This is a genomic window from Methylomarinum sp. Ch1-1 (assembly GCF_030717995.2).
GTDB lineage: Bacteria > Pseudomonadota > Gammaproteobacteria > Methylococcales > Methylomonadaceae > Methylomarinum > Methylomarinum roseum.
On record NZ_CP157743.1, the window covers coordinates 2,828,001 to 2,850,791 of the forward strand.

General features: G+C 51.0%; 18 protein-coding genes. 13 read left to right on the forward strand and 5 right to left on the reverse strand.

The genetic code is table 11. The annotated features are described in order from the left end of the window. Positions 1-65 precede the first annotated feature (65 nt). From Q9L42_RS13030 to Q9L42_RS13040, 3 genes are read left to right on the forward strand one after another with little or no spacing between them, the layout of a single operon-like run. Positions 66-1,646, forward strand: a complete 1,581-nt coding sequence (locus Q9L42_RS13030) for a DHA2 family efflux MFS transporter permease subunit (protein WP_349431205.1) — start codon at positions 66-68, stop codon at positions 1,644-1,646. Continuing rightward, complete coding sequence (locus Q9L42_RS13035; protein ID WP_349431206.1) at positions 1,643-3,082, forward strand: efflux transporter outer membrane subunit; 1,440 nt, start codon at positions 1,643-1,645, stop codon at positions 3,080-3,082. The genes Q9L42_RS13030 and Q9L42_RS13035 overlap by 4 nt, the downstream gene beginning before the upstream one ends. Before the next feature lie 2 nt (positions 3,083-3,084). Continuing rightward, positions 3,085-4,242, forward strand: coding sequence for an HlyD family efflux transporter periplasmic adaptor subunit (locus Q9L42_RS13040; protein ID WP_349431207.1), 1,158 nt, complete (start codon positions 3,085-3,087; stop codon positions 4,240-4,242). 484 nt (positions 4,243-4,726) lie between these two features. On the opposite strand, the gene Q9L42_RS13045 is transcribed toward Q9L42_RS13040, so the two are convergent. Continuing rightward, positions 4,727-5,356: a helix-turn-helix transcriptional regulator gene (locus Q9L42_RS13045; RefSeq protein WP_305907951.1), complete on the reverse strand. Its 630-nt coding sequence runs from the start codon at positions 5,354-5,356 to the stop codon at positions 4,727-4,729. Positions 5,357-5,944: 588 nt separating this feature from the next. Here Q9L42_RS13045 and Q9L42_RS13050 point away from each other — a divergent pair. Next, on the forward strand, positions 5,945-6,316 hold the full coding sequence (locus tag Q9L42_RS13050; RefSeq protein WP_305907950.1) for a DUF6444 domain-containing protein: 372 nt from the start codon (positions 5,945-5,947) through the stop codon (positions 6,314-6,316). Between the two features lie 39 nt (positions 6,317-6,355). Here Q9L42_RS13050 and Q9L42_RS13055 read toward each other — a convergent pair whose 3' ends face one another. The 4 genes from Q9L42_RS13055 to Q9L42_RS13070 form a co-directional block, all read right to left on the reverse strand. Next, positions 6,356-9,418 (reverse strand): efflux RND transporter permease subunit, encoded by a 3,063-nt coding sequence (locus Q9L42_RS13055; RefSeq protein ID WP_349431208.1) that lies wholly within the window; start codon positions 9,416-9,418, stop codon positions 6,356-6,358. Continuing rightward, positions 9,415-10,509, reverse strand: a complete 1,095-nt coding sequence (locus Q9L42_RS13060; protein WP_305907947.1) for an efflux RND transporter periplasmic adaptor subunit — start codon at positions 10,507-10,509, stop codon at positions 9,415-9,417. Before Q9L42_RS13060 ends, Q9L42_RS13055 begins: the two co-directional genes overlap by 4 nt. Positions 10,510-11,120: 611 nt before the next feature. Further along, a complete protein-coding gene (locus tag Q9L42_RS13065) occupies positions 11,121-11,750 on the reverse strand; it encodes a helix-turn-helix transcriptional regulator (RefSeq protein WP_305907945.1) in 630 nt (209 codons plus the stop codon). Between the two features lie 408 nt (positions 11,751-12,158). Beyond that, positions 12,159-12,815: a helix-turn-helix transcriptional regulator gene (locus Q9L42_RS13070; RefSeq protein ID WP_305907944.1), complete on the reverse strand. Its 657-nt coding sequence runs from the start codon at positions 12,813-12,815 to the stop codon at positions 12,159-12,161. A 272-nt stretch (positions 12,816-13,087) separates the two neighbouring features. On the opposite strand from Q9L42_RS13070, the gene Q9L42_RS13075 reads away from it, so the two are divergent. The 9 genes from Q9L42_RS13075 to Q9L42_RS13115 all read left to right on the forward strand — a co-directional run bounded on the left by Q9L42_RS13075 (position 13,088) and on the right by Q9L42_RS13115 (position 22,777). Continuing rightward, on the forward strand, positions 13,088-14,134 hold the full coding sequence (locus Q9L42_RS13075) for a multicopper oxidase domain-containing protein (protein WP_349431209.1): 1,047 nt from the start codon (positions 13,088-13,090) through the stop codon (positions 14,132-14,134). A gap of 1 nt (position 14,135) precedes the next feature. Next, positions 14,136-14,849: a c-type cytochrome gene (locus tag Q9L42_RS13080; RefSeq protein WP_349431210.1), complete on the forward strand. Its 714-nt coding sequence runs from the start codon at positions 14,136-14,138 to the stop codon at positions 14,847-14,849. Continuing rightward, entirely contained in the window at positions 14,846-15,193 is a 348-nt protein-coding gene (locus Q9L42_RS13085) for a c-type cytochrome (RefSeq protein WP_305907942.1), read from the forward strand. The genes Q9L42_RS13080 and Q9L42_RS13085 overlap by 4 nt, the downstream gene beginning before the upstream one ends. A gap of 121 nt (positions 15,194-15,314) precedes the next feature. Then, the gene (locus tag Q9L42_RS13090) at positions 15,315-16,277 is read left to right on the forward strand and encodes a multicopper oxidase domain-containing protein (RefSeq protein WP_305907941.1); all 963 of its coding nucleotides are present in this window, start codon (positions 15,315-15,317) and stop codon (positions 16,275-16,277) included. A gap of 722 nt (positions 16,278-16,999) precedes the next feature. Further along, positions 17,000-17,329: a hypothetical protein gene (locus tag Q9L42_RS13095; protein ID WP_349431211.1), complete on the forward strand. Its 330-nt coding sequence runs from the start codon at positions 17,000-17,002 to the stop codon at positions 17,327-17,329. Continuing rightward, entirely contained in the window at positions 17,326-17,922 is a 597-nt protein-coding gene (locus Q9L42_RS13100) for a cytochrome c (RefSeq protein WP_305910202.1), read from the forward strand. Before Q9L42_RS13095 ends, Q9L42_RS13100 begins: the two co-directional genes overlap by 4 nt. A 2-nt stretch (positions 17,923-17,924) precedes the next feature. Next, on the forward strand, positions 17,925-19,439 hold the full coding sequence (locus tag Q9L42_RS13105) for a cbb3-type cytochrome c oxidase subunit I (RefSeq protein ID WP_305907940.1): 1,515 nt from the start codon (positions 17,925-17,927) through the stop codon (positions 19,437-19,439). Between the two features lie 620 nt (positions 19,440-20,059). Continuing rightward, positions 20,060-21,712, forward strand: a complete 1,653-nt coding sequence (locus Q9L42_RS13110; protein ID WP_349431212.1) for a SulP family inorganic anion transporter — start codon at positions 20,060-20,062, stop codon at positions 21,710-21,712. 471 nt (positions 21,713-22,183) lie between these two features. After that, positions 22,184-22,777: a c-type cytochrome gene (locus Q9L42_RS13115; RefSeq protein WP_349431213.1), complete on the forward strand. Its 594-nt coding sequence runs from the start codon at positions 22,184-22,186 to the stop codon at positions 22,775-22,777. The last annotated feature ends 14 nt before the right edge of the window (positions 22,778-22,791 follow it).

Below are 22,791 nucleotides of genomic sequence, written 5' to 3' on the forward strand. Positions count from 1 at the left end.
CGAAAATATGAAACATAGTTGCGACGAACGATCTTCGCTTGCAAACAACAGACAAGTGGAGGCGCATGGCTGTCATTTACGATAAAAAATTGCGCGGCTGGCGCTTTGTATTATTCAATGCCTGTCTCGGTCTGGGACATGCTGTGGTCTTGTTCAATGCCGGTGCTTATATCGCGATGTTGCCTCGAGTTGCCGGCGGCTTGCGGATTCCGCCGAGTTTCGCCACCTGGACCCAAACTGACTACATGATTGGATTGGCTTTGGCGTTTCCTGTCGGCATATGGTTTTCGCGGCGCATCGGTGAATACCGTCCTTTTGTCTGTGCCTTTGTCTTGTTCGCGCTGGCTTCGGCGCTCTGTCTTTATTGCACCTCGTTATATGCTTTTCTTGCCGGCCGCATTCTGCTAGGTTTTTCGGGCGGGCTGACGCTGCCGTTAGGGCAATCGATGATTCTAAAGGAGTATCCAGATCGGCGAAAATCGATAGGCATCGGCGTGTGGAATCTATTTACCTTGACGCCCTTTACTTTCGGGCCGCCGTTAGGAGGATGGATTGCCGATTATTTAGGCTGGCGCTGGTTGTTTCTGTTCAATATACCGGTCGCCTTGGCGATTGCCGGCATCGTCGGAGCTTTATTGTACCGGCGAGGCGCCCGCATCATGCGCCGGCGTTTCGACTGGGTCGGCTTTAGCATGTTGGTGATCATTTTAGGCAGTTTTCAAACTCTACTCAACCAGGGCAATGATTGGGATTGGCAACAGTCGTCTTATCTTCAGACCTTAATGGCGATGACGGTGGTGATGTTGATTTATTGGGTTGTATGGGAATTAAGCGTTCGTCATCCCTTTCTCGATATCCGTTTATTCGCCTACCGTAACTTCACGATTGGCGCGCTAAGCCTTTTTTTCGGTTTTCTCTGTTTTCAGGGCTTGTTGTCGATGTTGATCGTGCAGCTGCAGTTGTCATTAGGTTATTCATCATTTTTGGCTGGCCTGGTATTCCTGCCTATGGCTATTTTTTCCAAACCGGTGGCCGGTTTTTTTCATCAATTGATCAAGCGTTATGACGCTCGTTTATTGGCTTCGCTCAATTTATTAGGCTTCGCCGCAACCTATTTCTGGCTGAGTCGCTTCGATCATCAAGACGCCTATGCCCAATTGTTTTGGCCGAAATTGTTGGAAGGCGTCTGTCTGGGTAGTTTTTTTGCTCCGCTGACAGCCTTATTACTGCAGGGCTTGCCAACGGAACGGCAGTGGCGAGCGGTGGAGCTCGCCAGCCTGATGCGTATCGCTGCCGGCGCTTTTGGCATATCGTTGCAAGGCATCGTGCTTTACCAACGCGCGCCTTTCCATATGACCCGTTTAGCCGAGACTCAGTCGCCGTTTGACTCCAGTTTTTCGCAAATGATCGAGACATTGGTAGTCAGTGGCCTTTCGGAATCCACTGCCTTGATACGCTTCGCCGCTATCGGGAGCCGGCAAGCGACGATTTGGGCCTTGAACGATGCTTATTGGATGGCGGCTTGTGTATTTGTCGGCTTATCGATTCTGGTCTGGTTTGCTCATCCGACTCAGCCGGCAAAGAAACCGACGCTGATTCAAGTTATACGCCGCCGGGCTATGGCTTTGCTGATGAGGGAAGTATGAGCCGCATTTATCACCATGTGCTTGTCCTGGCTAGTACGTTGTTGCTGACCAGCTGCGCTTGGTTTCCTGAGCCGACTGAGCGGGCAAAGACTATCGCGATGCCCGCGATGAACAAAACGCTGGCCTCGGCGCGTGCAAACCTGCCGGTTAGCGATCGTTGGCCGAGACAGGCTTGGTGGGAAATATTCGGCAGCCCGGATTTGAATGATCTGATTGAGACGGCTGTCGCCGACAATCCCGATCTGAAGGGAGTCATGGCCCGTTTGCGCCAGTCTCAGTCATTGGTTGATGAACAGGCGGCTGAGCTTTATCCGACCGTCGAAGCGAATGTCAGTTTCAGCGCCCAGCGATTTTCAGCCAACAGTACGCAGGCCAAGTTAGCCGGCGAACATTTCCGTCAATTGTTGCTCAATCCATTCGTGCTGCGTTATCACTTGGACTTGTGGGGACGCGACAAAGCGGCGCTGGAAGCCGCAATTGGCAAGGCGATGGCCAAGGAAACCGAGCTGGCCGATGCGCGTTTATTGTTGTCCGTGGCGGTGGCGCGCGGTTATTTTGACCTGGCGGCCTCCACCGAAAAGCAACGCATCGCCGAACAGCTGGTTGCCTGCTATCAACGTTTGATGACCCTGATTCAAGTGCGCGTCGACAACGGTTTGGCTACGCCGGCGCCGTTGTTAAGGATGCAGCTTAAATTGAATGAAGCCCGACAACAGCTGACTGCTGTCGGCGCCGAAATCGAACGACAACATAACCAGCTGGCCGCCTTAGCCGGCAAAGGCCCGGATTGGGGCAGGAAGCTGGTCGCCGGCTTGACGCCGTTGCCCGAACGTTTGCCGTTGCCCGAACAACTGCCTTTGCATCTGCTGGCCCACCGTCCCGATGTGATAGCGACCCGACTGCGCGTGCAGGCGGCGGCCCAGGAAATCGAAGTGGCGCGGACCTCATTTTATCCCGATGTCAACCTGATTGCCTTTTCCGGTTTGCATAGCGTCAGTATTAGCGACTTGCTATTGGAAGGCTCCAGTTTGGCCTATGCGGTGGGGCCTACGCTGGAATTTCCGATTTTCGAGGGGGGGCGTTTACGGGCTCAATTGAATTATCAGCAGGCCGGCTACGATGCCGCGGTTGAACACTACAATAGTCAGTTGCTGAAAGCGGTACAGGAAGTCGCCGATGCCTTGACCTTATGGCGGGATCTAGATGGCCGTTTGCAGGAACAGCGGGAGATGGTCGCCGCCGCCAACGAATCCCGACGCCTTGCCGAGTCTTTATGGCGGACCGGTCTAAGCGATCTGCGTAAGCCGTTTCAAGCGCGAGCCGTCGAATATCAAAGGCGCTTGGATTTGGCGCAACTGGAAGGCGATTATTTCAAAGCTGCGACCTCTTTGATTAAAGCGCTGGGGGGCGGTTACGCCCGCACCGATGGACTCTGATGATGCAAAAAAATATTCGACCTAAGGAAATTATTCGTCAACGTAATCGCCGTTTAAAGGCGGTGACCTTGTTCATATTGCTGGCCAGTCTGGCTTATTTCGCCTATTGGTGGTACCTGAACCGGGATTGGGTGACGACCGATGACGCCTTTGTCGGCGGTCATTTGATTAAATTAAAAGCCCAAACCGACGGTACGGTCGTCGAGATACTGGCCGAAAATACTCAAGCGGTCAAACGCGGGCAGGTGCTGGTTCGTCTCGACGGAACCAAAGCGCAAATCGACCTGGAACAGGCGCAAGCCGAATTGGGCGAGACAGTGCGCAATATCGTGACGTTAAATGCCGAAGTTGAAACTTTGCGTCAGCGCATTGCAGCAAAGAAGGCAACCATGGCCCTAATCAAACATGATCTTGACCGTTTCGTTGCCGCCCAGCGCGAGGGCGCGGTTGCCGATCAGAAAGTTGAAAACGCCCGCGACAGGCTCATGGCCTTGCGAGCGACGATCGCCGAAATCAGAGCCGAAAAAAACGGTTTGCAGGCCCAGGTTTTAGGGGGAGCTGTCGAGACACACCCGGCCGTCGAGAAAGCCAAGAGTCGGGTTCGTCGCGCTTTCCTGGAATATCAGCGTCGCAATGTCAGGGCGCCGGTATCGGGAGTGGTGGCTAAACGGCAGGCTCAGGTGGGCGATTCGATTAAGGCCGGCGCGTCTTTGTTGGTGATCGTGCCGCTCGACGACCTCTGGATCGATGCGAACTTCTTGGAAACCAAAATCGCCGATATCAGGCCGGGACAGTCGGCAGAAATTAGAGTCGATGCCTATGGCGATGAGTTGCTTTATCACGGCCGGGTGCAAGGGATCAATCCAGGAACCGGAAGTTCTTTCGCGCTGTTGCCGACCGATAATTCAAGCGGAAACTTCATTCATATCGCCGAAAGAGTGCCAGTGCGCATCGGTCTGGATGCCGAAGAACTCAAGCAAAACCCGTTACAGCCGGGCCTTTCCACGCTGACTCGAATCAATATCAGCGAGTCGGGCGATGCCTTATACAGTTCGTCGGTCAACAGCGATGGCGATGCCTATCGAACCCAAATATATCAGCACGAATTAGACGGCGTCGAGCAACTGATCGATAGGATTATTGTCCAAAATCAAGGGTAGCAGGCAGGGCTACCTTATTAAATGAATGAGTGGCAAAACAGAAATTAACGACAAATACGCCTAAAGTAAGTTAAACGTTTATACCCCGCCCCGCGTGCACGGCCAATTTTGCCCCGGTGGCGGTTTTTGGCGGCTTGCTTCGCGAAGCCGCCCTACGTTGGCGGATCCGCTGCGCTTGATCCGCCCTACCGGTACGGGTAGGGTGTGCTGACGATAGGAAGCGCACCGTTTTTGATGCGCTTCAAACAGTTCGGCACATCCTATGCAGGCAAGGCTAAATTGGCTTCGCAGCCGTAGGGTGATTCGCCGCCAGGCAATCCGCCTGATAAGCACAATGGCTAATTTTGCCCCGGTGGCATTTTTTGGCGGCTTGCTTCGCGAAGCCGTCCTACGATGCGGGTAGGGTGTGCTGGCGATAGGAAGCGCACCGGTTTTTGAAGCGCTTCACGCAGTTCAGTACATCCGAAGGCAAGACGGTGCTTTTTTACTTTTTGATGTTAAAGCGGCAAGTGCAGTCGCCTTTAGCCATGCACGTCAATAGTTCTACGTTTCGATCGAGCAAGTTAGACATCAATGCTATATCGAATTGACAAATCTCTTGATGTTGTTGGGCGAGGTCATGATAAACACAATTATGCGCTTGCATGTGGATATGATCCGGATCGCCGTTATCTGTCGTTTCGACTTGATAACCCAGGTCGGTCATGATGACGAGTAACTCTTCAAGGCGCTTTTCCAGGTTTTTCCCTTCAAACCGGTCGCGTAATTTTTCCGCCAACCTGATGCCCAGTCTTTGCATATAGCCTCGAAAGCGTTCGGGGCTGATTTCATCCTGCAGATCGCTCAATATCAATTCAGAAAACCAGGCGTATTGCTTGGGGAAATAATTGATCCCTTTGTCGGTGATGACATAAATGGTGACCGGACGACCGGCGGTTTTATTGAGGGTATTTTTTTTGATGTAGCTTTCGTTTTCAATGGCGACAAAATGTTGCTGTACCGCCGTTCTGGAAATATCCAGGGCATTGGCGATTTCGTCGATACTCAGCCCCGTCCTGTTTTTCATTAACAAATCAAGAATTTGATGCTGTCGGGAACTAATCTTTTGTAGCATGTCTGGCCTCGTCCGGTACAGTCTAACGAATACTAAAGATAGCATAGAAAACATATAAAACATTTAAAATAAATAAGATTCATAACTATGGGCGGAAATAAAGATACTTTTTGCTCGAATTATTCAGTGCTTCAGAAACGAAGTCAGGACAAGAATGTAAGCACCATACTAAGTCCGCTATTTCGTTAACCCGGATATTTCATGAAGAGAATGGAATTTCAGGGATATCGGACGCAGAAGGTTGGATCTACTTCACGGATGTCATCGCAGACTCTGGCTTGAGCGATTGCTGCTCAGGCTACGTGATTTATAGGTTGAAATACTTGCAGATAAAGCGCCCGTGCAATGAGAGTTTTGTCCGTGATGCCGGTTATTTGGAGGAAAAGGAGGAGTTAAGAACCTAATTACATTTAGTCATCTTCTTTGGATTTATCGTAAGGCAATACTTTAAAAGGGGTAGTCAATTAGCGCCTCCTGATACAAGATATAGGGGTGAAAGAATTAAAAGATCCAGCTAAAACGAAATTGATTCTGGAAGCAGGTCGAGAGTAAATATTCAGACTGATCACACGAAGTAACCTATAGCCCATGCAGCTGAGCGACCGAGATTTAAGCCAACTTGATGAAGAAGAACTTCTGAATTTACCGGAAGAAGTTCTGCGCCATCTTTCCGTGAAATTGCTCAATGATTTAAAAGAGGCGCGCGAACGCTTAAAGCAAAATTCCCGCAACAGCTCCCGGCCGCCCGGCAGTGAAGCGTCCTGGGAAAAAGAGGCCGGTCGGAATGATGCCGGCAACGAATCGGAAACACAGCGGGACACAGCGGGTTCTGACGAAACACCACCGAGTCCAGCCAAAGAATCAGACGAGGACGCCTCGAATATTCTTACTCTGACCCCAAATATTCTGACCCCAAATATTGCAAATATTGCGAAGAGCCCGAAGAGCCCGAAGATATAGGAAAGTGGGGTTGAAATTCCTATCCATTATCCATCCATCCTATGATTTCTGAACAAGCCCCTCGCCCTGACGCCGGTCGCGCGCCAGCAGCAGATAAAAAGGCGGCACGACGAACAGCGTAAACAGCGTACCACCGATGCCGAGGCCAGTGACGATCACCAGGCCAATATCGAAGCGGCTGGCAGCTCCCGGCCCTGTCGCCAGCAGCAGCGGAACCATGCCGACCATCGTCGATACGGCCGTCATGAGGATAGGCCGCAAGCGGATCTTGGCCGCCTGTTCCACGGCATCGTGTTTGGACAGACCTTCTCTGATCTGCAACTGATTGGCGAATTCGACGATCAATATGCCGTTTTTGGCCGTCAGCCCGATCAGGGTAATCAGCCCTATCTGCGTGTAAATATTGATCGAGGCAACCCCCAGCATCAAAAACGCCAGCGCGCTGGCGATGGACATCGGCACCGAGGTCAGAATAATCAGCGGATCGCGCCAGCTTTCGAACTGCGCCGCCAGTATCAGGTAAATAACCAGCAGGGACATGAAAAAAGTGATGATCAGTTCGCTGCCCTGCTGCGCATACTGGCGCGAGGCGCCCGTGTAATCAAAGCTGTAACCGCGCGGAAAGATGTCGCGGGCCAGCTGCTCCAGATAAGCCATGGCATCGCCCAGGGCGACGTTCGGCACAGGCGATCCTGAAACCGTCAGGCTGTTGAGCTGCTGAAACTGAGTCCGCTTGCTGGGTTCCACCGATTTTTCGATGTGCACCAGCGACGAAAGCGGCACTTGGCCGCCGGAAGCGGTGCGCAGGTAATAATCGCTGAACTTGCCGGTGTTGAGCCGGTACCCGTCTTTCACCTGCGGTATGACCTTGTAGCTGCGCCCCTGCAGATTGAAGCGATTGATATAGCTGTCGCCCAGCAATGCGGCCAGATTGCGGCCGATGTCCTCCATCGAAATGCCGAGATCGGCGGCCCGGTTGCGATTAATCACCAGCGTAGCCTTGGGCCGGGTGAATTCGACTTCCTTCATCAGAAAGGAAAACCGTCCGCTGGCCGTGGCCGAGTTCACCAGCTGATCGGCGAGCTGATCGATCTGCGCATAATCGGCATCGCTTTGTATCACGAACTGCAGCGGCAGGCCGCCGCCCGATCCGGGCAGGCTCGGGCGCGGAATCACGGCCGTCTGAAAACCGGCGATGTCATTGACCTTGGCCTGCAGCTCCGGTTGGATGTCCATTTGCGAGCGCTGCCGCTCGGTCGTCGACGGCATTTTAAAACCGCCGAACACGACGTTGTCGTCGCCGCCGAAACCGAGCAGCAAAAAGCTTTCGTTGTATTCGGGAATGGTCTCGAAAGTCTTGACCAATTCGCGCGTGTAAGTCTCGTTGTATTTCAAGGTCGCGGTCTGCGGCCCCGTGGCCATGAAGAACAGGATGCTCTGGTCCTCGGTCGGCGCCAGCTCTTTCTGCGCCAGCGCGAACATGAAATAAAGGCTGACCATCACGGCCAGCGCGAAAACCGGCAGCACTGACGGGAATTCCAAAACTTTATGCAGCATGCGCCGGTAATGCTCGGAAAGGCCGATAAACAAACGCTCGACGGTATGCTCGAAGCGGCCGGCCGCGCCTTTTTCCTTCAGGACTTTCGAACTGAGCATGGGGGCCAGCGTCAGCGCTACAACGGTCGATACGACCACGGCCGCGACCAGCGAAAAAGCGAACTCGGTAAACAATGTCCCGACCAGGCCGCCCATGAAGCCGATCGGCAGATAGACCGCGGCCAGGGCGACGGTCGTGGCGATAACCGGCAGCACCAGTTCGCGCATGGCTTCAATCGCAGCCTGAAAACGCGGGGTGCCCAACTCGATGTGACGATGCACATTTTCGACGATGACAATGGCATCATCAACGACCAGACCGATAGCCAGCACCATCGCCAGCATGGTCAGCAGATTGATCGAAAAGCCCATCAGCAGCATCAGAAACGTGCTGCCGATCAGCGCCAGCGGCACGGTCACGGCCGGCACCAGCGCCGCGCGCGCCGAGCCCAGGGACAGATAGATCACTATCAGCACAATCGCGACCGCAGCTATCAGGGTAAAAAAGACTTCATTGATCGAGTCCTGGATGAACTGGCTGGCATCGTAAGGCACCAGCACCTTGAGAGCTTCCGGCAACTCGTCCTCAAGCTCGTTCAGTGCTTTTCGCGCATTCTGGGCGACCACCAGCGGATTGGCGCCCGGCGCCTGCTCGATGCCCATGAAGATGGCATTCTTGCCTTTATACCAATTAATTGAATCATAGTTTTCGCTGCCCATTTCCGTCTGTGCGACATCGCCAAGGCGCACCAGCGTGCCGTTGCGGTTGCCCACGACCAACTGCCGAAAGTCCTGTTCGTCCGCGACATCGGTCGTGGCGCTCAGGTCCATCATGACGTAATCGCCCTTGGTTTGGCCGGCGCCTGACAGAAAATTGTTGGTGCGCAGCACCTCGGCGACATCATTGGCGGTCACGCCCAGCGCCGCCATGCGCTGCGGGTCTAGCCAGATGCGCATGGCGAAGGTTTTGTTGCCCAGCATCTGCGCCTTGCCGACGCCGGCCACGGCCTGCATCTTGGGCTGTATGACGCGCAGCATGTAGTCGGTGATCTGCGCCGGCGACAGCGTGTCGCTGTATAAAGCCAGATACATCAGTGCTGTCCGGTCGCCGGTCTGCGAAGTAATGACCGGGTCTTCGGCTTCTTCTGGCAGGACGTTGCGCTGGCTCGCGACTTTGGCCTGAATTTCGGCCACCGCTGCATTCGGGTTGTAGTTCAGGCGCATATGCGCTTCGATCGTGGAGCTACTCTGACGGCTGGTCGAGGACAGGTAATCGATACCTTCGGCCTCGGCAATCGCCTGCTGAAGCGGCGTCGTGATGAAGCCCTTGACCAGATCGCTGCTGGCGCCGGGATAGACCGTGCTGATGGTGACGACCGTGTCTTCGGTCTTCGGATATTGGCGCACGTCCAGAACGAGAATCGATCGCAGGCCGATCACCAGAATCAGCAAGCTGATGACGCTGGCCAGTACCGGCCGATGGATAAACAGGTCGGTGAATTTCATGGCGCATTCTCACGTTCGCCGGGCGCGGGTTGGTCGTCGATGCGCACCGGCATGTCGTTGCGCAATTTGACCTGGCCGGCGCTGACCACGCGCTCGCCGGCCTGCAGGCCCTTGAGGATTTGCACACGACCCTCGCGCGTTTCGCCCGTTTCCACTTGATGGCGCTGTACCGTTAGGACCTGCTCGCCGGACTCGACCACGAACACGGAATCGCCGTAAGGGTTGTAGGTGATGGCCGTATCGGGCAGCGTCAGCACGTCCTGTTTCCAGCTGGACAAGACCCGCACGTCGGCAAACATGCCCGGACGCAGGATCTGTTCGGGATTGGCCAGCGTCGCGCGCAGCTTGATCGACCGGGTCTCGATGTCGATGGCCGGATTGATGGCGCTGATCTTGCCATTAAATGGCTTGTCCGGATAAGCCTGCACCGTCAGAATCAATTGCTGGCCAATAGTCAGTCCGGCCAGATGCTGCTCGGGCAGCGTGAAATCGACATAGATGGGATCGAGCATTTGCAAGGGCACAATCGCCGAACCTTCGGCCAGATACTGTCCGATATCGACCAGCCGGATGCCGAGTTTGCCGTCGAAAGGCGCCCGGATGTGTTTTTTGTCGATTACCGACAGTTTGGCCTTGACGGCCGATTTGGCCTGGGCCAGCTGCGCGCGGTTAAGGTCATAATCGGATTTGGAGATGAATTGTTTACCGATTAGCTTCTTGCCTCGATCGAAACGGACCTGCGCCAATAATTGATCGGCCTGCAGACCTCTGAGCTCTGCTTCATCCGTCGATGTATCCAGTTCAATTAACAACTGCCCTTTCCTGACCGACTGCCCCGACTCGAAATGAATGGCCGTGATCTTGCCGGCCAGTTCATTGCTGACGTCAACGCCGGCGACGGCAACAAGGCTGCCGACGCTGGTCAAATACGGCTGCCACTGCTCCTGTTTGACTTTGGTAACCGCCACAACGGCGGGCGGCGGCGCTTGCATTTGGCTTTGCGCTTGTCTGTCCTGGTAAAACTTCCAGCCGAACAGGCCGCCGAAAATCAATACGGATAACGTAAGGATAAGGAAAATTCGCTTGATCATGAGTTCCTATAATGAGTGTCCGTTTGTTGCTCAAAGGCATGAGGATTGACTCATTATAAGTATTTATAACAGGCTCTATTCAATGTTTTTTTGTTAATTCCTGAATTTGATGAGATTTTCCGGGGTGGTAAAGAAAGAGGAATTAAATAACGCTTACATTGACAGCAAGGGCGACCGATCGGCCGCCCTTGCAGTTTCGGCGGTTAACCTCTGGTCGGCGGTTTAATGGCCAAATTGTGTTCGACCGAGCGGGTAGGGTGTGCTGACGATAGGAAGCGCACCGGTTTTTGATGCGCTTCACGCTGTTCAACATCCGAAGGCAAGACGGTGCTTTGCGTAGGAGCGCCGCCCTCGGCGCGAAAAGAGCCATTCGGCCCGAGGCCGGGCCTCCTACGGGCAGTCGCCCTTGGCGCGAAAAGCAAGTAGCCGCATGTCGCTTGCGACATGCAGGTCAACGAGATCCTGAACGATTCAACCGTGACTAGAGTAAGTTAAACGTTTGGGGCGGGTTAAATAATCCGCCTCACCCATAGGGATGAGGCGATATTAACCAATGTGTTGGTTACGGTACTTTTCAATGAGGGAGCCCTAATATTGAAAAAATAGCGTTTTTACTTTTTGATGTTAAAGCGGCAAGTGCAGTCGCCTTTAGCCATGCACGTCAATAGTTCTACGTTTCGATCAAGCAAGTTAGACATCAATGCTATATCGAATTGACAGATCTCTTGGTGTTGTTGGGCGAGGTCATGATAAACGCAATTATGCGCTTGCATGTGGATATGATCCGGATCGCCGTTATCCGTCGTTTCGACTTGATAACCCAGCTCGGTCATGATGACGAGTAGCTCTTCCAGGCGCATTTCCAGGTTCTTCCCTTCAAACCGGTCGCGTAATTTTTCCGCTAACCTGATACCCAGTCTTTGCATATAGCCTCGAAAGCGTTCGGGGCCGATTTCATCCTGCAGATCGCTCAATATCAATTCCGAAAACCAGGCGTATTGCTTGGGGAAATAATTGATCCCTTTGTCGGTGATGACATAAATGGTGACCGGACGACCGGCGGTTTTATTGAGGGTGTTTTTTCTGATGTAGTCTTCGTTTTCAATGGCGACAAAATGTTGCTGTACCGCCGTTCTGGAAATATCCAGGGCATTGGCGATTTCGTCGATACTCAGCCCCGTTTTGTTTTTCATTAACAATTCAAGAATCTGATGTTGTCGTGAACTAATTTTTTGTAGCATGTCGGGCCTCGTCCGGTACAGTCTAACGAATACTAAAGATAACATAGAAAACATATAAAACATTTAAAATAAATAAGATTCATAACTATGGGGGAAATAAAGATACTTTTTCCCGAATTATTCAGTGCTTTAGAAACGAAGTCAGGACAAGAATGTAAGCACCATACTAAGTCCGCTATTTCGTTAACCCGGATATTTCATGAAGAGAATGGAATTTAAGGGATATCGGACGCAGAAGGTTGGATAAACATCACGGATGCCAGCGCAGACTCTGGCTTGAGCGATTGCTGCTCAGGCTGCGTGATTTATAGCTTGAAATGCTTGCAGAGAAAGCGCCCGTGCAATGAGGGTTTTGTCCGTGATGCCGGTTATTTGGAGGAAAAGGAGGAGTTAAGAACCAAATTACATTTAGTCATCTTCTTTGGATTTATCGTAAGGCAATACTTTAAAACGACAACGGCCATCACCCTTCGCCATACAACAGACGTGTTCAATCTCGCTATTAAGTAGGGATGAGAGCAATGAAAGATCTAGTTCACAGACTTCCTGGTTCTTGTAGGCCAGATCATGAAAAATACAATTATAGGCATCGATCATCAGGTCATTTCCAGTTTCACTCTTCGCTATTTGGGCTTCATATCCCAATTCCTGCATAATCGTTACCGTCATTTCTATCTGTTCATTCAACGATTTGTTTTTCAACGCCGCTTTTTTGCTTTCTGAAAGTGATGCCCCCAATTCTTGGAGGTATTTAATCAGCTCCTCTGAACCCAATTTATGTTTGATTAAATTGATCAGCATTTCAGCAAAAAGGCTGTAATTTTTAGGGAAAATATGTATCCCTTTTTCCGTTAGTACAAACGTAGCGCCCGGTCGACCTTTTGTTTGCATCGATACGGATTTTCTGACATAGCCATCTCTCTCCAATACCATCATGTGTTGATGTATGGCGCTTCTTGAGATTTGCAAAAGTTTGGAAAACTGTTCAATGGTCAATCCTTCTTTTTCCTTCACCAAATAACGCAGTATTTTCTGTTGATTTTCACTGAATCCCACGATTCCCATAAATTCCCTCTTTGTTCATTAAATTTTTTTAGACCGTTCGTCCCAACTTAAATTCCAAGGGCTGTTTTGAATGCTTGAGCGATCTCTCCAAGGTTGCTTGGTTATTTTAAACATTAATCAGCAAACAATAAACGGTCAAATAAATAAGAATTTGCAACATAAAAAACTTATAACAGTAAATACTTTACAAAGTTAATTAAGGTAGGTAAGCTTAGGTTCAAATCACGCAACAATATTCAACTTAGCGTGATTGCTTGAGAGGAGAGTGCAATATGAACGTTGGAAAACTTATATGTCTTGGCATGGTGACTTTCTGGGTAACTATGGTTCAAGCGGAGCAACATCAATTTGAGATGACTATCGAGGAGGTGACGATTAACGTCGCCCCCAAGTTGGAATACAAAGTCTTTGCCTTCAATGGCCAGGTTCCGGCACCGTTGATTCATGTAAAAGAAGGTGATGATGTTGAAGTGTTGGTGACCAATAACACATCGACGCCTCACACGATCCATTGGCATGGTGTTTATCAGACCAATAATTGGCGCCATGACGGCGTTCCGGATGTGACACAAGCGGCCATCGAAGCGGGCGACAGTTTTACCTATAAATGGAAGGCGGAGAAAACCGGAAGCCTTTGGTATCACTGCCATACCAATGTCAACGAACATGTCGGGATTCGAGGTATGTGGGGGCCGATTATTGTCGATCCGGTCAATCCAACCGAGCTGGAAAAAACTGTCACCAAGGATGCCGTTTTGATGTTCAGCAGTTGGGAGTCAAGTCATGCGGACAAGTTCGGCGAAGGAGGCACTCCGGCGGATGTGGTCGATTATTTTTCTATCAATGGTCGTTCGTTTCCTTTCACTCAGCCCTTACGCGTCAAAAAAGGGGATGTCGTTCGTTTTCGCTTGTTCGGCGCCGGCGGCGCGATTCACTCTTTTCATCCTCACGGACACGATATGTTAGTCACCCATAAGGATGGCTTGCCGTTAGCCGAGCCTTACGAAGCCGATACCTTGTTAATCGGTCCAGGCGAGCGCTATGACGCGATCATCACAATGAATAATCCGGGCCGTTTCATCGCTCATGACCATGTCGATACCCATGTTACCAATGCCGGTAAATTCCCCGGTGGCGCCATCACGATAATCGAATATGAGGGCATCCCGGTGGACGATTGGTATGTTTGGAAAGACAAGGATTTTGATGGCGACTTCTTCTTTAGCGAATCAGTCAAGAAGGCGCATGGCATACATGATCAAGCGGGCTTTAAAGGGACGCCTATTGAAAGAAGACGCCGCAGAAATAGGGGGGAATAAGATGAATGGCAAGACACGTCAATATCGTCTCTTTTTATCGGCCGCGTTGCTGACCGCCATCGCAGGGACCACTTCCGCCGATGAGCGAAATTTCGACAAGAATAGTCTTGATAGTCAATGCCTATCTTGTCATACGATCGATAAAAAGACTCCGGAAACATTAAAGGATCTCTGGGACAGAAAAGGTCCGGACTTGTCTTCGGCGGGGATCAAATATAAATCCGAGTGGCTGACGGAATGGCTGCAAAACCCGACTCGAATCAGGCCCGCGGGAATGTTCTATGGCCGCCATCTCAAGCAAGGGGAAAAATCGGACGAAATCGAGACGGAGAGTCTGGTGAAACACCCAAGTTTGTCCAGCGAAGAAGCCTCACGCGTTACCGGGCTGTTAATGACGCTAAAGCAAAACCAAAATCTGGTGGAAGCCGGCGATTATAAACCGGGGTCAATTTCTATCACGATGGGTGAAATGACGTTTGACAAGTTCAAAGGTTGTTTAGCTTGTCATCAAATCGAACCGGGTTACGGTGGTCTCTCCGGACCTGAAGTCTATACGGCGGCAAAGCGCTTGCAGGAAGATTATTTAATCAGTTTCATGCGCAACCCCCAGGCCTGGAATCCTAAAACCATCATGCCCAATAAGAGTTTAAAGGAAAGAGACCTACAGAAACTGGCGCATTATCTGCGCGCCTTAAGTCAGGAGAATTTTAAATGAAACCTTTAACGTTGATGTGGATTTACTGTTCGCTGTTATTGATTTCCTCAGCTGATGCAGGCGCTGAAACGGCGAAGGACAATTACAAAACCTATTGCGTGCAATGTCACGGTATGGAAGGCAATGGCAAAGGAATCAATGTCGCCGATATGTCGACCCAACCGCGAGATCACACAGATGCAAAGGAAATGTCGGCTAGAACCGATGCGGAGCTTTTTAAAGTCATCAAGGAGGGTGGGCAATCAATTAATAAATCGGTCTTGATGCCACCTTGGGGCTCCACACTGTCGGATGAAGAAATTGAGGGTTTGGTTAACTATTTACACCAGCTCTGCCAGTGTTAGCAGAAAACCCGCGTTCTTTCATTCGTAGGGTGGATAAGCGGATCGCATCCACCCCTGCCGCATTCGATAAGTGGGGCGAGCAGTTACTTTCATTTTTATAAAACAATAATAGGGGAAATACATGAATATTCAATATTTATCCAACCCAGGCAAATACAGAGTATTAGCCGTTATGTTGACGGCTCTTTGTATCGCAGAACCGATTGCCGCGAAAACGGTAAAAGTCTCGATGACGGCCAAGGAAAATACCGTCGTCATCGACAATAAAGGAACTGAGTATCCGGCCTGGACTTATGATGGCAAGATTCCGGGGCCGGTCGTGCGTGTGACTGAAGGCGATACGGTAGACTTTACTCTCACCAACCCGGATACCAATAAAGAAAGTCACTCCATGGATTTTCATGCGGCCGTAGTCGATGTGTTGAAAGAGTTTAGTGAAGTAAAACCAGGTGAAAGCAAGCAGTTCAGCTTTGTCGCCAAGCATCCCGGGGTCTTTATGTATCATTGCGGCGCCGCGACGATGGCGCAACACATCGCTAGAGGCATGTATGGCATCATCATTGTTGATCCGAAAGAAGGATATAGTAAAAATTATCCTAAGCCAGACCGAGAATATGTATTGATTCAATCGCAATACTTTCCCAATGCAAAGGATAAAGACGCCATGATCGAAAATCGCGGCTGGGCGGGGTCGTTAATCAATGGAAAAATATTCCATTACGATCCGGTCCACGATGAAGACGCGTCATTGACGTTACAGTCGAAGCCCGGCGAAAGAGTCCGGATATTTTTTGTCAATGCTAACATCAACAACCCGGTTGCCTTTCACCCCATCGCCGGTATCTGGGATAGGGTATATATCAACGGCAATCCGAAAAATGTGCTGGAAGGTGTCCAAACTTACAACGTCTCGGTAGCCACGGCGGATACCTTTGATCTGGTGTCGCCCGCCGATCATCCCACCAATAATGCAATTGTTGATCATACGATGAGCGCCGCGATGCGGGGAGCGATCACCGTGTTGATGAATATGCCTGATGCCGATCCTGAATTAGGGAAAGGAAACAACATTCTGATTCGCTGAGGAGATGCCGGTAACAACAGTGCAGGGATGCACAACCCATCATCTAAAAAAAGGAGCTAATACAGCATTCATTGTAACTATTCAGTATCTTTCGGGTTTTAGGCAGTAGGTCATTGATTTCTCGGGACGGGTTCACCCAGCACCTAAATACCCTGGGTTATTGGCTATGATTAATAATCTTCGTTAATTTAGGTGCTGGGTTAATACATCCATGGCAGCTAATGGCATCCTGCCCCACGCGGCACTTGCACTTCCTTGTGCGGCGGCCGCTAGCGATGTCCTATCTCACGCGGCACTTGCACTTCCTTGTGCGGCGGCCGCTAGCGATGTCCTATCTCACGCGGCACTTGCACTTCCTTGTGCGGCGTAAGGGGTGACTGCAACGTCTGACCGTCAGGGACGATGGACATGCAGATTTTGCAGGTAGAAAATTGCTCCTGCATTTTCTACATTTTCGCCTTCCTTGACGGTCAGGGCAAAAATCTGCCTGTTGCAGACAGCCCGATAAATCAATAACCCCTCTTATAAAACTACGCTGAATAATTAATGAATGAGAAAAATTCGCATTTTGTTGTTACAAGACCTAATATGAGCACATGATTATCGGTTTTTGATGGATTAGTCACACAATTTATCGCTATCAAAAGCAGGTTTTTAAAGCTTTGCTTCGTCGCCCTTGAAGGTTTTTTCAATGCCTGAACACATTTCATTGTCAATTGCTTATGATTGAACCCGTTGCGCTAAAAGACTTTTTTATCACTTTTTTTTCATCGGCGCTCATCATCATGGCGGGGGCCGCTTATGCCTTGCTGTTTGCCTGGTCCAAGATCCATACGAATCCGCGCATTAAGCAATGCGCTTATTTATCTTACATCGTGTTGGTCATTGCTGTAGCCGAATTGACTAGGGCGGCGAATTTTTCAGGTTATTGGCTGCTGATTTCATTCGCTATGGTCATCGGCTATTTTTTTGCGCCTATCGGCATTTGGCATTTATGTGTGAAAACACATGATGACCGAACAACCATCACAAAAAGGGGGGAAGACCGATGAACGAGACACCACTTTGGGCTTCGGAATCATTCTGGAAAAAAACGGCTGTTTGGGTGACCGCCGGGTCCTTTTTAATTTTAATCGTGCTGACGCTGGATTCGCTTAGCAAGACATCGGCCGGCACTCAGCGCGTCCCGGCCTATACCGTCATTAATCAAAAAATCGATTATCGCTTCGATGAACAACTAAATAAATATATGCCGGTGATTGGCGGAGAACAACTGTTATTCGGCAAAAGATTCACCCCTGAAGAGGCAGAGCAGAGGGTCACCCTGGGTAAAAAAACCATACAGGCGAAAAATTGCATGAATTGCCATACACTGCTCGGCAACGGGGCTTATTATGCGCCGGATTTGACCAAAGCCTGGTTGGATCAAGGCTGGATCAGCACCGAGCTGCGCGAGGATATGATGGTCAAGTTTCTGATGGACCCCGAGAAGAACGCGCGCACCTATGGCAGCGGCCGTAAGATGCCTAACCTGAACATTACCGAAGATGAAGCCAAGGGCATAGTCGCCTTCTTGAAATGGATGGCCAGCATCGACACCAACGGCTTTCCCCATCACTTTACCAGCATCGAGACGGAGGACTGAATATGAGTTCGAATGAAGCAAAATCGGTGACCCTGATTTTTCAGAATCGAGTCTGTACGTTGATTCAGCGATTCCAGTCCTGGGTTCGGTTAGATAGCGGTAACCTGAGCGGCGGACAGCAATTGGCGGTTAAATATTTCAGTGTCGCGGTGATCCTATTCTTCGCGCAAATTGTGTTCGGATTGCTGGCGGCGATACAGTTTATTGCTCCCGGCTTCCTTTATGAAATTCTGGATTTCAACGTCAACCGAATGGTGCATATTAACGCCATGGTGGTCTGGATGCTGTACGGTTTTATGGGCAGCATTTATTGGCTGCTGGAAGACGAAAGCGGCAGCGACATCGTCGGCTTGAAATGGGGAAATCTTGCTTTTTGGGTGTTGACCGGAGCGGTGACGCTGGTGGTATTGGTCTATTTGTTCATACAGATCGGTTCCGGCACCGATTCCAGCCTCTGGTTCATTAACGAAGGCCGGGAATATATCGAAGCGCCGCGTTGGGCGGATATCGGCATCGTCGCGGTGATGTTGGTGTTTTTCTATAACGTAGTCGCCACTTTCAGCAAGGGGAAATGGTCCGGTATCGCCGGCGTCCTGACCCTGGATTTGGTCGCCTTGGCCGGACTTTATCTGGCCGGTATGTTTTATATGACCAATATCACCCATGATCAATATTGGTGGTGGTGGGTGATTCATCTCTGGGTGGAAGCGACCTGGGAGGTCTTGGTCGGCGTGATCATGGCTTGGTCGCTGATGAAGTTGCTGGGGGTTAGACGCAAAATCGTGCAAACCTGGCTGTATATCGAGGTCGCCTTGATGTTCGGTTCGGGGATCTTGGGGCTAGGTCACCATTATTTCTGGATCGGCACGCCTGAATACTGGTTGACGATAGGCGGCTTTTTCTCGGCATTGGAACCCATCCCGCTGGTTGCGATGGTGGTGCATGCCGTCTACGATTCCGGCGTTCATGCTTTTAAAACCGGCAATCATCCGGCCTTGGCCTGGATCATTGCCCATGCCTTCGGTAATTTCTTCGGCGCCGGTGTATGGGGATTTATGCATACTTTGCCGCAGATCAATCTTTACACCCACGGCACGCAATGGTCGGCGTCTCATGGTCATCTCGCCTTTTTCGGCGCTTACGCGACGATCAACATCGCGTTCTTTTATCTGGCCATTCAACACTGGCGGGGCGATGTCTGGATGGCCGGCGGCAGTCGCAATGCCTGGCGCTGGAAATGGGCGCTGGGTCTGCTGAATGCCGGCGTGATGGGCATGACCATCGCGTTGCTGATCGCAGGTTACGAACAGTCGTTCATAGAGCGGGCGATGGAGGGTTCCACTTGGGGCGGTTATTTCAGTGCGCAGAATCATCCTTCTTTTCAAAACGCGATGGTATGGCGCTTAGTCTGGGGCTTGGTGACATTTGCCGGGTTGGTGTTGCTGATCTGGGATTTATTGACGATCGGTAAGGAGGAGACGCGTAAGGCCGAAGTCATTGCCCAAGCGGAAGGCTAAATGGGTCGGCAATGCTGCATGCTGCATTTCCAAAATGACAACAGTTGCGAAGAGCGTTCTCGTTATATGTGCTGAACAACGTGTGGCGCATCAAAAATGGTGCGCTTCCTATCGTCAGCACACCCTACCGGTACGGGTACGGGTAGGGCGGCTTCGCAAAGCAAGCCGCCAAAAACCGCCACCAGGGCAAAATTGGGGCGGGTTATTTAACACACCCTAAACGTTTAACTTACTTTAGGCGTAATTGTTCAGCAATTCCCACTTTGGCGTTCAAAAAGGGTATGGGGTGTGTTTGGCGAGGATGTCGGCAGCAAGGATGCTGCCGTCAAGCCCCCAGGGATGGGTTTACCCAGCACCTAAATTCCATGGCTACAGGACTATATTTTACATTCCAGGATAATTTAGGTGCTGGGTGAACGGCGCTCCTCGACAGACACACCTCATGCCCTAAACCCTGCAAAAATACTTAAACTGGGAATTGCTGGTAATTGTTGCTAATTTTCTGTTTTGCCACTCATTCATTTAATGAGGTAGCCCTGCGCTCAAACTGATGAATTGTTGTTTTCCTTTTACCTTGCTTAAAATGATATTATTAATGATTTATTCTAACGGGACTGCTAATGAATCATTATTCACACGCATCAGCTTCCCTACCTAAAACGGGTCTGGAAGGGTTAAAGGAAAATTGGCGCAGCGACTTGCTGTCGGGATTTCTGGTGTTTTTGATGGCTTTGCCGCTGTGTCTGGGGATCGCCGTGGCTTCCGGCTTTCCGCCGGCCGCCGGCATTATATCGGCGGTGATCGGCGGCATCTTGGTGTCGCGCTTTAATGGTTCTTATGTCACGATAAACGGACCCGCGGCGGGCTTGATCGTCGTGGTCTTTGCCGCGGTTCAAACGCTAGGCGAGGGCGATGCGATGGCCGGTTATCGTTACACCTTGGCGGCGATCGTCGTCGCCAGCGTGTTGCAGATATTGCTGGGCGTATTCAGAGCCGGACAGCTCAGCGCATTTTTCCCCGCCGCCGTCGTTCATGGCATGCTAGCGGCGATAGGCATTATCATTATCGCCAAGCAGAGCCATGTGATGCTCGGTGTCACCCCTGAACCGGGGGGTATCCTGTCCACCTTGGCGCAGATCCCACATAGTTTGATGAACCCCACCCCGGAGATTGCCTTCATCGGGTTGAGCGGTTTGCTGGTATTGGGCCTATGGCCGCGACTCAAGTCCGCCCGCTGGAAAATGATTCCGGCGCCGATGGTGGTGCTGCTTGTCGGCATGTTGCTGGGACAGTTCTTCGGCTTGCAGCATGAACACATTCATTTGTCGCTATCCCCGATCGGCGAGCATGAGCATCTGATCGCGCCGCGATTTCTGGTTGATATACCTGATGATTTCCTGGCCAGTTTCTATTTTCCCGATTTTTCCAAGTGGGCCACGCCGGAGTTCTGGGGAGCGGTGATCAGCCTGTGTTTGGTCGGAACGCTGGAAAGCATGTTGAGCGCGAGCGCGGTAGACCGTCTCGATCCTTATAAGCGGACGACCGATTTGAATAAGGATCTGACCGCTATAGGCGTCGGTAACGTCATCGCCGGCATGATAGGCGGCCTGCCGATGATTGCAGAAATCGTGCGGAGTTCGGCCAATGTCGATAACGGCGCCCGGACCGGCTGGGCCAATTTCTTTCACGGCCTGATCCTGTTGTTGTTCGTCGTACTATTTCCCCACCTGATCCATAATATTCCGTTAGCCTCGTTGGCCGTGCTATTGGTCTATACCGGGTACCGACTGGCTGCGCCGCAATCATTCAGGAACGTATTGGATATAGGCTTGGAACAGTTCGCGTTGTTTGTCATCACGATCATCGGCGTATTAGCTACCGATCTGTTGATCGGCGTGGCGATAGGCATCGCCGTCAAACTAGGCATACATTTGGCGCGTGGCGTTTGGCCCGAGAACATGTTCAAGATACACTTCAGCATACGCCGTCCCGATGATAACACCATCGTCGTTAAACTGATCGGTTCGGCGATGTTTTCCAATTTTCTGCCGTTGAAAAAGGCGTTGGCGGAATTGGAGAACGGTAAGACTATCGTCTTCAATTTTTCCGACGGTTATTTGATCGACCATACCGTGATGGATTTCATTCATGATTTCAGCGCTCAGTATCAGGCCCAGGGCGGCAGGTGTTTACAAATAGGCCGGGCATTGGAGACATTTTCCGATCATCGCCTGGCGGCCCGCTTGATGACTGCTGACGATCGAGAGTTATGATCTGCCTAGGTTTAAACCTGAGTGCCGGTTACGGAACCCGCCTGTATCAGCTAGCGCTTCCAGAAGACGCCGTTCACCCAGCACCTAAATAAACGAAGATGATTTATCGCAGCCATTAGCCTATGGAATTTAGGTGCTGGGTGAATACGTCCGTGGCGGCTAACAGCTCCTGCTTACCGCTGCACTTACACGTCCTTGTGCGGCGTAGGCTTGAGCGCGGTCAGAACAAAAAACGGCCATGCCGCATACTTCTTCCAGAGCGACCTGATACTGTCTGAACCCTTTGCAATATATAAGTCTTTTATCCCGAGCCGAGCTTGGATTTAGCATGTTAAATTCCATTTAAATGTGTTTTTTGAGATCGTTGCTTTGCATGGTTTTTGGGCATTTAGTAATATAGCGGCTTAATCGAGCCCCGGGTTTAGATGCGGGATCATACTTAAACATTCTCACAACCGGATTGTAGAACTAATGAAAAAATCAATTATCGCATTTGCTTGCAGCTTTCTGGCGTTGTCAAGCATACAGGCGCAGGCGGCTGATCTGGAAGAAGGTAAGGCGGCGTTTGAAACCTGTCGCGGTTGCCACAGCGCTCCTAACTACAGCAATGCCTATCCGACCTATTATGTGCCGAAAATCGGTGGGCAGCGGGCCGAGTATAGCGTGGCGGCGCTGAAAGCCTATAAGGAAAAAAATCGCGCTCACGGCACGATGAAAGCGAATGCCTATGACCTAAGCGAGCAGACCATCGAAAATATCGCCGCCTACATCCAAGCCAATCCCGGTAAAAAAAGTCCAGCACCTGCGAGGGGGAATCCTGCCAACGGCAAAGAATTGGCCGCAACCTGCGTCAGCTGCCATACCAATAAGCTGAAGGATGGCGGCAACATGCCGATTCTGGCCGGACAGCATGAAAACTATCTGATCAAGGCCATGCATGACTATCAAGCGGGAAAACGCAACAACCCGATCATGCAGTCGATGCTGAATGGCTTGTCCGAGGACGACCTGCAAGACATCGCCGCTTATTTCGCCAGACAGTCAGGCTTAAGCGTGGTTGAATAAGACTCGTCATGAAG

Bases quoted from the DNA above. Each gene is read 5' to 3' on its own strand.
- Q9L42_RS13030 (WP_349431205.1), top strand. From the start codon at position 66: ATGGCTGTCATTTACGATAAAAAATTGCGCGGCTGGCGCTTTGTATTA.
- Q9L42_RS13035 (WP_349431206.1), top strand. From the start codon at position 1,643: ATGAGCCGCATTTATCACCATGTGCTTGTCCTGGCTAGTACGTTGTTG.
- Q9L42_RS13040 (WP_349431207.1), top strand. From the start codon at position 3,085: ATGCAAAAAAATATTCGACCTAAGGAAATTATTCGTCAACGTAATCGC.
- Q9L42_RS13045 (WP_305907951.1), bottom strand. From the start codon at position 5,356: ATGCTACAAAAGATTAGTTCCCGACAGCATCAAATTCTTGATTTGTTA.
- Q9L42_RS13050 (WP_305907950.1), top strand. From the start codon at position 5,945: ATGCAGCTGAGCGACCGAGATTTAAGCCAACTTGATGAAGAAGAACTT.
- Q9L42_RS13055 (WP_349431208.1), bottom strand. From the start codon at position 9,418: ATGAAATTCACCGACCTGTTTATCCATCGGCCGGTACTGGCCAGCGTC.
- Q9L42_RS13060 (WP_305907947.1), bottom strand. From the start codon at position 10,509: ATGATCAAGCGAATTTTCCTTATCCTTACGTTATCCGTATTGATTTTC.
- Q9L42_RS13065 (WP_305907945.1), bottom strand. From the start codon at position 11,750: ATGCTACAAAAAATTAGTTCACGACAACATCAGATTCTTGAATTGTTA.
- Q9L42_RS13070 (WP_305907944.1), bottom strand. From the start codon at position 12,815: ATGGGAATCGTGGGATTCAGTGAAAATCAACAGAAAATACTGCGTTAT.
- Q9L42_RS13075 (WP_349431209.1), top strand. From the start codon at position 13,088: ATGAACGTTGGAAAACTTATATGTCTTGGCATGGTGACTTTCTGGGTA.
- Q9L42_RS13080 (WP_349431210.1), top strand. From the start codon at position 14,136: ATGAATGGCAAGACACGTCAATATCGTCTCTTTTTATCGGCCGCGTTG.
- Q9L42_RS13085 (WP_305907942.1), top strand. From the start codon at position 14,846: ATGAAACCTTTAACGTTGATGTGGATTTACTGTTCGCTGTTATTGATT.
- Q9L42_RS13090 (WP_305907941.1), top strand. From the start codon at position 15,315: ATGAATATTCAATATTTATCCAACCCAGGCAAATACAGAGTATTAGCC.
- Q9L42_RS13095 (WP_349431211.1), top strand. From the start codon at position 17,000: ATGATTGAACCCGTTGCGCTAAAAGACTTTTTTATCACTTTTTTTTCA.
- Q9L42_RS13100 (WP_305910202.1), top strand. From the start codon at position 17,326: ATGAACGAGACACCACTTTGGGCTTCGGAATCATTCTGGAAAAAAACG.
- Q9L42_RS13105 (WP_305907940.1), top strand. From the start codon at position 17,925: ATGAGTTCGAATGAAGCAAAATCGGTGACCCTGATTTTTCAGAATCGA.
- Q9L42_RS13110 (WP_349431212.1), top strand. From the start codon at position 20,060: ATGAATCATTATTCACACGCATCAGCTTCCCTACCTAAAACGGGTCTG.
- Q9L42_RS13115 (WP_349431213.1), top strand. From the start codon at position 22,184: ATGAAAAAATCAATTATCGCATTTGCTTGCAGCTTTCTGGCGTTGTCA.